Raw genomic sequence first — 13903 nt, 5'->3', positions numbered from 1 at the left:
CATTACATCTCCTTAACGAATTTTTTTGCCAAAACCTATAATATCCAATGGGAAAGATAGACCAAGTGACACATCTGGTGCATCTTCAGTTAAGCCAATACCCACCGTACCATTAACAATTGTTTCAGGAGAAACACGAACTCCTAAAGCAAAAGATAGCATGGCACTACTTTGATCCCCTGACTCGTAACTCTCATCTTCTTTAAAGTAGAATTTGGCTCCTGTATTAAAGCTTTGTTGATATGACATGGTCAGTGACACATCATAGTTAAATGAGTAAGCAAAACCAAAAGCAAAGCCCCCACTCACACCAGGATCAAAACTCTCTAACGTTCTTCGGCCTCGAGCCTGATCCAACCCTGACTCTTTAAAACCATAGTTGACAGATACAGAGCTAAATAACACAACAGGATCAATATATTTACGAGTACTTGCGCCGACCCCAACTGAGTAATAGCCCTTACCAGTTGAAAGTTCATCTATCCCAATTTCATAAGGACTGTCGCCCGTTTTGGTCGATAAACTTCCGAATAGTACTAAAGGTAAGCGTCCTTGTTTTAAAGGAAATGGTTCCCAGCGTGCCCCAAAGTTAATATCCCCTAAACCTGCAGCTGTTTTATCTTTTAATAATTCTTTTTTTGCAACGAGAGGCAATGATGCAGACAACGTAAGATTGTCCAATAAGCCGTACTGTACTGTAAATGTGTTGGTTAAGGTATGATTGGCATCTTCTTCAAATCTTAGATTATTTAAGTTGCCATTATCCATAGAGGCATCGACACGGGTATCACGATAATAAGTGTAGTCAATGTCGTAGTAGGATGAAAAAACACCTTTTTTGATGAGCGAGTACTGACGTTCATTTGAGGTGAATACTTCTTGCAAATTGGTTTCTTGAGTCGCATCCGTTTCTTTTTTCTGCAATGCACTCGCAGCCTGATCAGCCTGACTGCTTTCCGCCACTGGCGCAACTGGACTCGCTGTTGTCTCTTCGGTAGGCGTGGTGGTCTCAGACTTTACAGTTGCTGCCTCATCTGTTTGAGGTACCGCTGCTTCAGCTACAGGTTGCTCTTCTGCTGCGTAAAGTGTTGATGTGATTGCGCCTAAACTCAACGCCAGCACAGTCATCTTCATCCATGTATGATTCATTTTACTTTGTATCCTATTACATTAATTTTACTGATTTTTCTTCACTATTTCCGCTTGTAATATAAGCGCATATACGTCGTAATCGGTTGATTGTAAGTATCTGATGTAGAGTTCGTATCCAGTACCCGACGCATAGTTGATCCTTTATCTGCAAGTTTCTCAAACTGTTGCGTTGGATACTGAATGTCAGCAAGGGCATATCGATTTACAGTTGCATCTTCTACATGACGCATGTCCGAATCTTGAAGTGCCAATAAATTCTTTTGGTACTGTTGAGGTATATCAACAATAAATAAAGTATTGTTATCCCAGATTTCTTTAAACCGAATCTCATCAAAGCTGATATTCCCTAAAGCTGGATCAGCGACATAGACTCTTCCATCTTTATATGCTTTATAGACTACAAAATGTTTAAAACCAGCATAGGTAATAGGAACAATTGCAGGTTGTTTTAATGCAGTTAGATCAGAGAATTCACCGCGATATCCCCCACTTGTTAACCCCAATGCTGAAACGAAACGTTTCATATCTAACAAGGAGAAACTACGACGCTCAATAATACGTTGATACTCACCATATTGAAGCAAACCGGTCATCGTCTGTTGTTCAGTCAAGCGCAAACCACCATAACCATTTAATAGCGTAGTTAAGGCAGCAGATCCGCAACTATAGTCGTAAGCTTGACGTACAATTCCCCTGAATTGATCTTCGACAGCAGGCTTAATCACCACGGCTTCGCGATGATTACGAGTAAATGAAGGATTACGGGAATCGAGAGTTTCTGTGTAATGAACAGTCCCCTCTGGCTTTTTCTCAATTTCAAAGGCTTGCGTTGTAAAGTAATACATCAATGCTGAGCCTAAAGCGATCTCTAACATAAGTCTCTTTTTCTAACTATGGCACAACTTGCCTTATTCGTTTTATTTTAGTGTTTAAAAACACTACATCCCTGTCTGTTGAAGATACCTTTTTTTATAGAAAAAAACAGCTTTTTTTTAGTTTTTTTTGACGAAATGTAATGAAAAATAGAATTAAGTAAAGTTTTAATAAATGATTGTGATTAACGCAACGTTTCTCGTTTTTTGCTTTAAGTATCGATAATTAAAATAAAAAAAAGCGCACATTGTGCGCTTTTTTGAAGGAAACTTAGTGACCAGAAATCGTGATCATAGAACCTTTTACGTTGGCTGTACCGTTGTTGTAATAAGTTTGTAACCCTTGTACTTCGACATCACCAATTGATGCAGCATCTTTACTACCTAAATGTACACCTTTGATATATGCATCAGTTGCTGGAGTTGTGTCGCCAGAACCTGTAATGATACGTAAATAACCGTTATTTGTACCTTCTTTACCCACCACACTTACTTTGGCATTTACAGTTAAGTCCGCACCTGAAGCGTCAGCAACTTTAATACTGTCAAGATAGATTTGACCAGCAGCACGGTTACCAGTAGTACCGTCACCTGTACCTTGCTTCGTTGAACTATCTACAATACCAAGATCCTTAAGCTCCAAACCACCTTGCATCGTGGTATTCAACACGATCATTGCACCTTGTGGAGCAGCACCTAGTTGGATATTCGCGCTGGTTAAACCAGTTTTAAGCGTTAAACCAGAGAGAATAGCATTGTAGTTTGCATCATCATTACCACGACGTACTGCAGTTGTGCTTGCAGCATTTGAACCAGATACACCGATTTCACCAATATAGATATCTAGACCAGACACTGCCGCAGCAACGTTCAGGAATGCACCGTTGGTACCTGTCCCCTTATCTGTATCAATCACTAAATCAGCTAGGTTATGAGATGCCAAAGCACGTGTAGTATCAAGTGCTGTGCCAGCAGCATTCATTGGTGCATTGATTACAATACCATTTGCAGCAGTCTGACCAGTACCATTTGCTTTAATGACGATCGCACCAGCTTCACCCGTACCACCAGCAGTGGTTGCTAAACCATCATTATCATGAATTAAAACTTTTTCGATTTCGACTCTAGAAATTCCTAGACCGATATTAAGACCATCTTGACCTGTTGCAGCGCTTAGTGCAGCATCATCCATTGACTGCATAGCCATTGCATTTGCGCTAATCGCCATTGAAGAAACTAAAACAAGTTTAGTAAACATTTTCATTGAGCACTCTCCCAAGAGCATTTATTTTTTGACTTTCACTACTCTAAACTGTCCACGGTCGTTTTTTTATTAATGACAACTAGAACTTCCAATCCTTGAGTAGTTCGCTTAGCAATTACTAAATTACCTGTTTGTTATTTTATGTTCAACTCCTGTTAACTGCTTTTTAAGTACAACCCGACAAACGGCATATAATTCACCCACTTTCTTATTTCGATAAATTGATTTTAAACTACTGTAAATTATATTTATTTTTTATTTTCATCTACAACAATGCAGATAAATAGATTAATCATTGGCCATTTATCCACTGATGAGGTTATGGTTACAAGTGTATACAAAAATGCGTTTTTCAGTATTTGAGTGATTATCCTATCAATCTACCTCCTAAAGCAAAAATCAGTTCGTATTCTTACCACTAAATTGCTGGTTTTTTACGTCATCAGATTATAAATGTCAGTCCAGTGTTTTTGGATGTAGTACAATTCATTCCATCAAATGTATCTGTAAGTATTTCCGTTTTTATGTCTTATTTTCAGCAAAAGCTTAACACGCAACTCACCTCTGCATTTGACCTTCTTGCACAACTGTATGAATTAACAGGTTTAGTCTACTTATATGACCACAATACGCCCATTATTGCCTTTTTACCGCAAGAATTTTTAATTTTCCAACAATCCGAATTAAAGCAATTTCAAAAAATTCAATTTAATCAATACCAAATAACATCTGAAGCGTCATTTCTTACCGTATTCTCAAAGTTTAAGTCTAGCTCTGAGACATCTGATAGCGTCGCGTTTAATGGTGGCTATATTGGCTTCTTTAGCTATGACTATAGCGCAGAGCAATTTGTCGAAGTAAATTCACGTCATCAACCTGGATTTTTCCTAGGTCAATATTCAACTTTTTTAAAGTATGAGAATGATGGCTGGTATTTTCACAGCGATGAACAGCAAGCAGCATTCATCTTTCAGCAGATCTCGGATCTGATCAATCAAGCTGTTCAAACACCTAGCCCATTTTATCTACTTGAGAAATGCCAAGCCCGTTGGTCAAAACAGCAGTATTTACAGGCCTTTCAACAGGTACAGGAATACATCAAAGCAGGTGATTGCTATCAAATTAATTTGACTCAAGAGTTTACCGCCCATGTAAAGGGTTCGCTGTTAAGCCGTGCCAATGATTTATGGAAACTGACCCATGTACCCTACGCGGGCTACCTCAAAATACAGGATTTTGAACTATTAAGTTGTTCGCCTGAATTATTTATTGAGTTTCAGACCAATCGAAAAATTAAAACGCGTCCAATCAAAGGGACCATGCCACGTTTTGATGATCCCCAACAAGATCAGATATCAAAAGATAAACTCAGTCACTCTGAAAAAGACCAAGCTGAAAATGTCATGATTGTAGATCTTTTACGTAATGATCTCAGTGTGTACGCAGAAACAGGTTCGGTTGAAACTACTAAGCTCTTTGAAATTGAAAGCTTTAATCAGGTTCACCATATGGTCAGTGAAATTACAGCGAGCTTAAAAGCAGACATCAATCCGATGCAAATGTTATTGTCGGCGCTACCTGGCGGTTCAATTACTGGCGCACCAAAGATTCGGGCCATGCAAATCATTGAAGAGCTTGAAGGTGCACCACGTGGTGCTTATTGTGGCAGCTTGGGTTACTTTAATTTCGATGGTACAGGCAGCTGGAATATCTTGATCCGTAGTATTCAGAAATATCAGGATCAATTATCTATATGGGCGGGTGGCGGCATCACCATTGCGTCTGATGCAGAAGCAGAATATCAGGAATGCTTTGATAAAATTTCTGCCATGCTGGATTTACTCAATACATGGCAGATTTCTAAACAATAAGCTTTAATATAGATTTATAAAATTTGCGTTTTAAGAGTATCCACTAAACGCTGATTTTGCTCATCGGTCCCAATCGTGATACGCAGGAATTGATTAATACGTGGTTTATTGAAATAACGCACAATAACGCCCTGCTCTCGCAATTGTTGAGCCAACTGCGCAGCTTCATGTTGTGGATGTGTGGCAAAGATAAAATTGGCTTTCGATGGCAATACCTCAAAGCCTAAAGCAGTCAGATCATCGACCAGTTTTTCCCGGCTGGCAATCACTTTGGCACATTGTGCTTCAAAATAAGCCTGATCTTCAAAGGAAGCCACCGCTGCTGCAATGGCAAAACGATCGATTGGATAAGAGTTAAAGCTGTTTTTCACGGCTTCAAGTGCTGCAATCAAATGCGCTTGCGCAATGGCAAAACCAACCCGTAAGCCAGCAAGCGAACGTGACTTGGATGTTGTTTGGCAAACCACTAAATTGTCATAGCGATTGACCAGTTGTACCGCGGATTCGGCACCAAAATCGACATATGCTTCATCAATCACCACCACTCGATCTGGATTTGCCTTCAGCACCTGCTCAATCTCATCTAAACCGAGCGCGATACTGGTTGGGGCATTTGGATTGGTGATGATAATCCCGCCATTTTCCTGCTCATAATCCGATACCTCAATTTCGAATTTTTCATTCAATGGAATCTGCTTAGTCTGCGTTGCAAAGAACTGGCTATACACCGGATAAAAACTATAGGTAATATCCGGATAAAGAATTGGCTCTTTCTGGATAAAAAAAGCTTTAAAAATATGTGCTAAAACTTCATCCGAACCATTACCAACAAATACTTGAGCCACATCAACATGCTGCTGCTTGGCAATCGCCTGCTTTAAAGCGGTTGCGTCAGGATCTGGATATAAACGCAAAGCATCGGCCTGTTCAGTTAACACAGCCTGGACCGCTTCGACTACTCTTGGGGATGGTGGATAGGGATTTTCATTGGTATTCAGTTTGAGTAAGTTCTGAATCTTAGGCTGCTCACCGGGTACATAAGGCTCTAATTCACGAACCTCGGGACTCCAAAACCGCATTTGTTCTGCTGTAAACGTCATTGTTCTACTCTCATGTATCCTAAAAAAGGGGCTAACCAGCCCCTATCAATCTTTGAATCAGTTATTGGTAACGATAACGGGCTGAGCGCGCATGAGCATCAAGATTTTCTTGCACTGCCAACACATCAGCTGCTTTTGCCAAGCTTTTTACACCCTCTTCAGAGCACATGATCAAGCTAGAGCGCTTCTGGAAATCATAAACACCGAGTGGCGAAGAAAAACGTGCTGTACCTGATGTCGGCAAGACATGGTTTGGACCCGCACAATAATCACCAATGGCTTCTGGCGTATAACGTCCCATAAAGATTGCACCCGCATGACGAATCTCCTGACTCATCAACTCGGCATCATCAAGACATAACTCCAGATGCTCAGGTGCCACCTGATTAATCAGTTCAACTGCTTCAGCTCGGTCTTTGACCAGCACCAATGCACCGCGATTTTGAATCGAGGTTCTGGCAATTTCTGCTTTTGGCAATTCACTTAAATGCTTTTCAATCGCAGCTTCAACTGCATTGAGCAACGCTTCATCTGGGGTAATAAAAATGGCTTGTGCAACGGTGTCATGCTCTGCTTGAGACAACACATCCATGGCCAACCATTCAGCATTATTTTCACCTTCGGCATAGACCAGAATTTCCGAAGGTCCTGCAATCATATCAATACCGACTTGGCCAAACACCGCACGTTTTGCGGCTGCAACAAAGCGGTTGCCAGGTCCTGTAATTTTATCCACCGCAGGAATGGTTTGTGTCCCATAAGCCAATGCCGCCACAGCTTGCGCACCACCAATGGTAAATACGCGGCTTACCCCAGCCAAATAAGCTGCAGCTAATACCAATGGATTCAGTTCACCATTTGGTGCAGGAACCACCATGATAATTTCTGGGACACCCGCGACATGTGCCGGCAAAGCATTCATTAACACCGATGAAGGATATGATGCTAAGCCACCCGGTACATAGATTCCAACACGATCCAGTGCTGTGACTTTCTGGCCTAAGGTATTACCCAGCTCATCAACATAGGTCCAACCTTCCTGCTTTTGTGCCTGATGGAACGAACGGATACGTTTTGCTGCCAGTTCCAGTGCTTCACGAATTTCAACACTTAAGCCTTCAAATGCCGTTTTGAGCTGTGCCTGAGTCAGTTCTAAATCAGAGAATTGATGCGCTGGATGTCGATCGAACTGTTGCGTTAGTTTAAGCACATGATCATCACCATGCTGACGAACATTAGCAATAATCTGATCTACAGTTTGTATAAGTTGAGGATCATTCACGGTTTCAAATGCTAAAAGTTCAGCAAATGTCTGTTTAAAATTTTGATCCTGAGTCGATAAACGTCGCATCAATTTACCCACAAGGCGAAAAAGAGAACGCTAAGTTTACTCTTTTTCAGTACGCTTGTGGGCAAGATAACATCAGCATTTCCGCAGCTTTTATAGGAAAAAACATTTAATGATAAGATATCTATAAGTTTTAAGTACTTACATCCGGATTATCCCAATCCGCATCGGCCTGTATCAGCCAGTTTAAAGCGCCATGACGCTCCAGAACTATAGAAGCATTTAAATTTGCAGGTGCATGCTGCTGTTTTAATCGCGCATCAACACATGCCCAGTCATAACGATAGATCAGATCTGCCTCATCCAAAATCTCTTCAATATTTCTTAATTTCACCTGCTGCATAAATTCCTGTAATGAATCACAGCCTGATACCACCTGAATCGCAAAATCACAATCTGCGATTTCATCTGGATATTTCAATTTTTCGACAATCCCCAACGCCCATAGCAACACCCAATAGGCTTCATACTTCCAGATCATATTGACAATCTCTTGCTGTGAAGCATTTCGATTCAATATGTTTTTTTCTTTAACAGTTAATTCATCAGTGACTGCAAATTTATTCAATAGATCAACAATAAAATCTTCTGTTTCTTGATCAAATTGGACTTGATCCAGATCACATGCCACCTGAATCATCAGTAAACATGCAATCGCACGCTTGGCAATGTGCTCAGCGGAGCGCTGGATCACGTCATCACTTGATTCAATATGCGGCAACCAATCGATATAAGGTATGGCTTTAGCTTTTAATTTTAGAATAGATTCTTGTTTACGCTGCTGTGGATTTTTCATTGTTCCTGTACATTCTCAACAGATCATTAGCTTTTTTAACATAGCCTCAGCTGAGAAACAAAGGTGTTATATCTCCCACACAATCTTCAAATGTAAAAAAACCGCTCATGAGAACGGTTTCTTAATTTGATGTACATCAATCAGTTTTGACGTGCTTTAATCGCTTCTTCAAGTTGCGTCAAAATCGGATTGAGCACTGCTTGTTTACGTTTAAAGCTGGCTTTGTTCACAATCAGACGAGAAGAAACCTTGCAAATTTCTTCTAACGGCTCCAAGCCATTGGCACGTAAAGTATTACCCGTATCTACTACATCGACAATGTAATCACCTAAACCAACCAAAGGCGCAAGTTCCATTGATCCGTATAGCTTAATCACATCCACCTGCTCACCGAGGCTTGCATAATATTGGCGAGTTAAGTTGACGTATTTGGTCGCAATCTTTAAACGGCCTTTTGGACGTTCCATACCGACTTTACCAGCTGTCATCAATTTACAATTGGCAATTTTCAGGTCAAGCAACTCATACACATGTTGGGCACCATGTTCCATCAACACATCTTTACCCGCGACACCAAAATCTGCTGCACCATTCTCAACATAAGTCGGAACATCAGAAGCACGTAAAATCAAAATACGGACTTTCTTGTGCGTGGTAGGAAAAATCAGTTTGCGTGATTTATCCGGATCTTCAAGTAAATTAATACCCGCCTTTTCAAGCAAGGGTAAAGTTTCCTTTAAGATACGACCTTTACTGAGTGCTAAAGTTAAACCATGATCAAAATTGCCCATTACGTCAAAATTTGGATCATCGTTTCTTAAGTCATTCATCCTTTTACTCGCTTAATCTGAGCACCTAAACTTTGCAATTTTTCTTCCACATGTTCGTAGCCACGATCAATGTGATAGATACGGTCAACCAGTGTTTCGCCTTCAGCAACCAAAGCCGCTAAAACCAGTGAAAATGAAGCACGTAAATCCGTCGCCATGACAGGGGCAGCTTGCAGTGTTTCCACACCTGTTACTACCGCATCATGTCCTTCCACCTGAATATTAGCACCCATACGTGAAAGTTCCGGGACATGCATGAAACGGTTTTCAAAAATCGTTTCAGAAATCGTTGCAAAACCCCGACCAATCGCATTCACTGCCATCAATTGAGCTTGCATATCGGTTGGAAATTCTGGATGTGGTAATGTTCTAAAACTCACCGCTTTCGGACGTTTACCTTGCATGTCCAGTTCGATCCAGTCATCACCACGCGTGACTTCTGCACCCATTTCTTCAAACTTATCCAATACTGCTTCGAGCAATGCAGGATCGGTATGCGTAGTTTTCACTCGGCCACCGGTAATGGCAGCTGCAGCTAAATATGAGCCGGTTTCGATACGGTCAGCAACCACGGCATATTCACAGCCATGCAGACTTTCCACACCTGTTACCACAAGTGTATCGGTATCCAGGCCTTCAATCTTGGCACCCATCTTGATCAGCATTTGCGCAAGGTCGGTAATTTCAGGTTCACGAGCAGCGTTACGAATCGTAGTCACACCATCAGCCAAGGCCGCAGCCATCAAGATGTTTTCGGTACCACCAACGGTCACCATATCAAAAACAACTTCACCGCCTTTTAAGCGACCATCTACTGAAGCATGCACATAACCATTTTCCACTTCAATATGCGCACCCAAAGCTTCTAAAGCTTTGAGATGTTGGTCGACTGGACGCGAACCGATGGCACAACCGCCCGGTAAAGACACCTTGGCGTTGCCATAGCGCGCCAACAACGGGCCAAGCACGAGGATAGATGCACGCATAGTTCGTACAAGTTCATAAGGTGCAAACTGGTTGTCTAATGTTGAAGCATCAGCACAAACCGTCTCACCTTCATAGCTCATGGTCACGCCAAGGCCAGCAATCAACTTAACCAATGTATTTACATCTTTTAAGTTCGGTACATTGGTTAACGTAATCGGAGAATCAGCAAGAATCATTGCTGCAAGTAAAGGCAATGCTGCATTTTTAGCACCCGAAATGCGCACTTCACCCTCGAGCTTAACACCGCCCGTAATTAAAAACTTATCCATTAATATTTAAGCTCCGAAAAGGCTTGCTTTGCGCCATTCGTCTTTTGTCATTGCACGAATCGTGACTGCGTGAACTGCACCACTCGCGATATAAGAATTTAGAGGTGCATAAACCGATTGTTGACGAGCAACGGTACGTTTACCTTCAAACTGATCATCAACAATACGCAGGTCAAATTTGCCAGCTTGTCCGCTCACCGCTACTTCTGCTTCAGGGAAAGCTTCTTTTAAAATTTGCGTGAGCTGCTCACTATTCATTCCAAGACCTCTTATACAACCATTGGTGTAAAACGCGCTATTTTACTATAACTTTTTCACATAATTCAGTAAGCAGTTTCTTTTTTTATCAATAAAAAAAGAGGCTTCACAAAAAGCCTCTTATATAAAAATAAAAATTAACTCAAAAGTGCCAGTTCATGCTGGTACGAACACTGGATTTTCCGATGCTTAGCAAGCTGACGTTTTAATTTATCGGTCAATTTCCGAATCGAGGTATACATATCATCGGCTGTCGCCTGGGCAAACAGTTCCACCCCTGGCAAACGTATAATTGCCTCAGCAATATGGTTTGCACTCCCTTTGTGTGAACGTTTGTCAATTTGATGATCTTTAGCCAGCTTGATTTGCATACTATTCACTTGATCCAGATGCTTGGTCATTTGACTAAACTTTTCTTTTATATTTTCTTCAATTGCTGGTGTAATGGTTAAATGGTGTCCACGAATTGTTATTTGCATAATTCTATCCCTCACCTTTTTCTCAGGATACAAGCAATCGCTCAAGCAAATTTAATGCACATCAGTGGATCAATATCCATTAAATCATTTCAGCGATTCCTCTAGTGCTCATTAAAAAAATTCATTATTCCGTAATAATGAACCAATAGAATAGTCACACCTTAAAATTTAGATCAAGACTTTTCTTTCAGAAGATGAAGGAATATGTAACGATTCACGATATTTCGCAACCGTCCGCCGAGCCACCTCAATCCCTTCTTTTTTCAGCATCTCGGCAATTACATTATCCGACAAAGGCTTACGTGGATTTTCATTGGAAACCAGCTTTTTGATCATGGCACGAATCGCAGTTGATGACGCTTCCCCGCCTGTTGTTGTCCCCACATGACTTGAAAAGAAATATTTCAATTCAAATAAACCACGTGGTGTCAGCATATATTTATTGGTCGTAACCCGGGAAACGGTAGATTCATGTAGCTCAACTTCTTCTGCTACATCACGGAGCACTAAAGGCTTCATTGCCTCTGGACCTTGCTCCAAAAAGGCGCGTTGATGCTCAACAATACAGGTTGCAACTTTTAATAAGGTTTTATGGCGTTCATCAATACTCTTAATAAAGTTTTTCGCTTCCAGCATTTGATTTCTTAAATAAACATTATCATCACTCTGATCCGCACGACGAATCATGCCTGAGTAAAATGAATTAATCCGTAATTTAGGCAGAACATCGGGATTCAATTGCACCTGCCAATGCAAATCCTTTTTAGAAACGACGACATCGGGAACCTGATATTCAGATTCCTGTTGGTTGAACTCTAATCCAGGATAAGGCTTGAGAGTCTTGAGTAAATCAACTGCACTTGTTAATTGCTCTTTGGTCAACCCTGTTTGCTTTAATAATTTATTCAAATCATTAGAGATCAATAATTCATAATATTTTAGTAAATTCTTGGCTTCTGCCACATAAGGAACTTTCTCATGCACAGTTTCAAGCTGAATTTTCAAACATTCAGCTAAGTTTCTTGAACCAACCCCGATAGGATCTAAACGTTGAATATGTTTCAAAACAACAATAACTTCATCTTCCTCAACTTCTTCATCACTTTCCATCTCCAGCAACAACCGGGAAACGGCAAGCAGAATATCTTCCAGTTCCGCATCCAGGAAACCTTTATCATCCAGAGAATCGACGATGCAATATGCAATAAGCTTATCTACAGTCGAAAAATGTAAGAGATTAACCTGATCTAAAATATGCTCTTTCAAACTCATTTGTGCTTGGCGATTGTCTTCTCTTTCTTCGTATTCTGGTGAAGCCAAAGCAGTGGATTGATGGGTATAAATATCATCCCATTCAGTATCTACAGGTAAGTCATTTGGAAGATGGTCAGCATTGAGCTCAGTCGTTAAATCCCCAGTCTCTGCCCCTTCTAGCACCGAAAGACTTTCTGTAGTCCCCATCTCTTCTATTTTTTCAAGTAAGGGATTACTGTCTAACTGGATCTGAATTTCTTGTTCGAGTTCTAAACTGGAGAGTTGTAAAAGACGTATGGCCTGTTGTAATTGAGGAGTCAACGATAAACTGTTCGCAACTTTCAATCCAACAGATAATTTCATAGTCTTTCCTTTTGTTAAAATAAGCAAAAAACATGCCTATAAAAATATTTATAACATAAAAGCAATGTTTACGCATACAAGGAAAATTACATTCTTTTTGACTGCATGAGTCATATATAGATTATGAGAAAAACGACCAGTTTGATTCTTTGTTTATTTTTAAACAATAATATATTTCGGAGCTATAAAGTAGAGCCTGTACTGCTGTCATGAAAAATCAATCCAATTTTACTATCTGGCTTCAGCTCAATGTTCGGCAAAATATCATCACTTGTATAAGGCTCTCCATCTTGCCCCACACTGAGCAGATAATAATGAGATGAATCTTTTAACTCATAATGGTAATAGCGTGGTGAACTGCTCCATGAAACATCAGTAGCATCAAACACAAAAACTGAACTATTCTCTGGCAAGGACTGATTTAATATTTCCAACGAATCAGGATAATGACCATTCTCTACTTTATAAAATTCAATTGCTTGAACTAACGATGTCATAGCTATTTGACTTGATTGAGCGCGCAATTCATCATATAAACCTCCGCGCTGAACAAAACCAAAGTAAAAGAGTGAACCATAAAGAACAATACTAAGGCCGATACCAAAAGCACCAATAATCGTGAGTACTTTACCGCCACTTTTTTTAGTTAGTACCCCCCAAATAACAGCAATAACTCCAAAGATAACACCAATACCAGGTATAAATGACATCGCTGCAATTACATAAGGGAAAACACCCAATTTATTTGACCTTTCATTTACATTAATATCAACCATTAAATTTATCTCATAGTTATCTTTATGTTTTTACTTATAAATACAATAATCTTCTCTCTCTCAAAAAAGTTAACTAATTAGATCAATATTCTTAACATTTAATGTTTTTTTTGCTCTTAATATTTATTTCACAATAAAAAACACCCCTAACCGTCAGGTTAGGGGTGTTTCGTATTTAAAAGCTGGCGATGACTTACTCTCACATGGCAAGTGCCACACTACCATCAGCGCTAAGAGGTTTCACTTCTGAGTTCGGGAAGGGATCAGGTGGTTCACTCTTGCTA

Annotated in this window: 13 protein-coding genes and 1 rRNA gene; 1 reads left to right on the top strand and 13 read right to left on the bottom strand. The window is 40.3% G+C overall.

Annotated features, from left to right (window positions below; translation table 11 throughout):
- Positions 1-12: 12 nt before the first annotated feature.
- The 3 genes from JO943_RS15060 to JO943_RS15050 form a co-directional block, all read right to left on the bottom strand.
- A complete protein-coding gene (locus JO943_RS15060; protein WP_199949623.1) occupies positions 13-1149 on the bottom strand; it encodes a hypothetical protein in 1137 nt (378 codons plus the stop codon).
- A 44-nt stretch (positions 1150-1193) separates the two neighbouring features.
- On the bottom strand, positions 1194-2027 hold the full coding sequence (locus JO943_RS15055) for a C39 family peptidase (protein ID WP_005256106.1): 834 nt from the start codon (positions 2025-2027) through the stop codon (positions 1194-1196).
- A gap of 268 nt (positions 2028-2295) precedes the next feature.
- Positions 2296-3288 carry a DUF6160 family protein gene (locus tag JO943_RS15050; RefSeq protein WP_005283501.1) on the bottom strand — a complete coding sequence of 331 codons (993 nt, stop codon included), beginning with the start codon at positions 3286-3288 and terminating at the stop codon, positions 2296-2298.
- A gap of 524 nt (positions 3289-3812) precedes the next feature.
- On the opposite strand from JO943_RS15050, the gene JO943_RS15045 reads away from it, so the two are divergent.
- Complete coding sequence (locus JO943_RS15045) at positions 3813-5159, top strand: anthranilate synthase component I family protein (protein ID WP_202741217.1); 1347 nt, start codon at positions 3813-3815, stop codon at positions 5157-5159.
- 14 nt (positions 5160-5173) lie between these two features.
- Here the strand turns inward: JO943_RS15045 and hisC are convergent, their stop codons facing one another.
- From hisC to rrf, 10 genes are all read right to left on the bottom strand, one after another.
- The gene (gene hisC, locus JO943_RS15040; protein ID WP_202741216.1) at positions 5174-6259 is read right to left on the bottom strand and encodes a histidinol-phosphate transaminase; all 1086 of its coding nucleotides are present in this window, start codon (positions 6257-6259) and stop codon (positions 5174-5176) included.
- Between the two features lie 61 nt (positions 6260-6320).
- Positions 6321-7610, bottom strand: a complete 1290-nt coding sequence (gene hisD / locus JO943_RS15035) for a histidinol dehydrogenase (protein WP_202741215.1) — start codon at positions 7608-7610, stop codon at positions 6321-6323.
- Positions 7611-7740: 130 nt separating this feature from the next.
- Positions 7741-8403, bottom strand: a complete 663-nt coding sequence (locus tag JO943_RS15030; protein ID WP_202741214.1) for a DUF4272 domain-containing protein — start codon at positions 8401-8403, stop codon at positions 7741-7743.
- Positions 8404-8543: 140 nt separating this feature from the next.
- Positions 8544-9233, bottom strand: coding sequence for an ATP phosphoribosyltransferase (hisG, locus tag JO943_RS15025; RefSeq protein WP_005283487.1), 690 nt, complete (start codon positions 9231-9233; stop codon positions 8544-8546).
- Positions 9230-10489, bottom strand: a complete 1260-nt coding sequence (gene murA / locus JO943_RS15020; RefSeq protein WP_004774988.1) for a UDP-N-acetylglucosamine 1-carboxyvinyltransferase — start codon at positions 10487-10489, stop codon at positions 9230-9232. The genes hisG and murA overlap by 4 nt, the downstream gene beginning before the upstream one ends.
- Before the next feature lie 6 nt (positions 10490-10495).
- On the bottom strand, positions 10496-10747 hold the full coding sequence (ibaG, locus tag JO943_RS15015) for a BolA family iron metabolism protein IbaG (protein WP_005228821.1): 252 nt from the start codon (positions 10745-10747) through the stop codon (positions 10496-10498).
- A gap of 137 nt (positions 10748-10884) precedes the next feature.
- Positions 10885-11226, bottom strand: coding sequence for a ribosome hibernation-promoting factor, HPF/YfiA family (gene hpf, locus JO943_RS15010; RefSeq protein ID WP_004655596.1), 342 nt, complete (start codon positions 11224-11226; stop codon positions 10885-10887).
- 168 nt (positions 11227-11394) lie between these two features.
- Positions 11395-12843, bottom strand: coding sequence for an RNA polymerase factor sigma-54 (locus JO943_RS15005; protein WP_202741213.1), 1449 nt, complete (start codon positions 12841-12843; stop codon positions 11395-11397).
- 182 nt (positions 12844-13025) lie between these two features.
- Complete coding sequence (locus JO943_RS15000) at positions 13026-13619, bottom strand: type II secretion system protein GspG (protein ID WP_202741212.1); 594 nt, start codon at positions 13617-13619, stop codon at positions 13026-13028.
- A 180-nt stretch (positions 13620-13799) separates the two neighbouring features.
- Positions 13800-13903: ribosomal RNA gene (rrf, locus tag JO943_RS14995) — 5S ribosomal RNA — on the bottom strand; the annotation flags it as partial.

Source organism: Acinetobacter sp. 'aerobic (ED)', from assembly GCF_904886855.1.
GTDB lineage: Bacteria > Pseudomonadota > Gammaproteobacteria > Pseudomonadales > Moraxellaceae > Acinetobacter > Acinetobacter courvalinii.
The sequence above is the reverse complement of the archived record's forward strand: the minus strand, read 5'-3'. Positions and strand labels throughout refer to the sequence as shown.

Bases quoted from the DNA above. Each gene is read 5' to 3' on its own strand.
- hpf (WP_004655596.1), bottom strand. From the start codon at position 11,226: ATGCAAATAACAATTCGTGGACACCATTTAACCATTACACCAGCAATT.
- hisD (WP_202741215.1), bottom strand. From the start codon at position 7,610: ATGCGACGTTTATCGACTCAGGATCAAAATTTTAAACAGACATTTGCT.
- ibaG (WP_005228821.1), bottom strand. From the start codon at position 10,747: ATGAATAGTGAGCAGCTCACGCAAATTTTAAAAGAAGCTTTCCCTGAA.
- JO943_RS15030 (WP_202741214.1), bottom strand. From the start codon at position 8,403: ATGAAAAATCCACAGCAGCGTAAACAAGAATCTATTCTAAAATTAAAA.
- hisG (WP_005283487.1), bottom strand. From the start codon at position 9,233: ATGAATGACTTAAGAAACGATGATCCAAATTTTGACGTAATGGGCAAT.
- JO943_RS15060 (WP_199949623.1), bottom strand. From the start codon at position 1,149: ATGAATCATACATGGATGAAGATGACTGTGCTGGCGTTGAGTTTAGGC.
- murA (WP_004774988.1), bottom strand. From the start codon at position 10,489: ATGGATAAGTTTTTAATTACGGGCGGTGTTAAGCTCGAGGGTGAAGTG.
- JO943_RS15045 (WP_202741217.1), top strand. From the start codon at position 3,813: ATGTCTTATTTTCAGCAAAAGCTTAACACGCAACTCACCTCTGCATTT.
- JO943_RS15005 (WP_202741213.1), bottom strand. From the start codon at position 12,843: ATGAAATTATCTGTTGGATTGAAAGTTGCGAACAGTTTATCGTTGACT.
- JO943_RS15055 (WP_005256106.1), bottom strand. From the start codon at position 2,027: ATGTTAGAGATCGCTTTAGGCTCAGCATTGATGTATTACTTTACAACG.
- JO943_RS15050 (WP_005283501.1), bottom strand. From the start codon at position 3,288: ATGAAAATGTTTACTAAACTTGTTTTAGTTTCTTCAATGGCGATTAGC.
- hisC (WP_202741216.1), bottom strand. From the start codon at position 6,259: ATGACGTTTACAGCAGAACAAATGCGGTTTTGGAGTCCCGAGGTTCGT.
- JO943_RS15000 (WP_202741212.1), bottom strand. From the start codon at position 13,619: ATGGTTGATATTAATGTAAATGAAAGGTCAAATAAATTGGGTGTTTTC.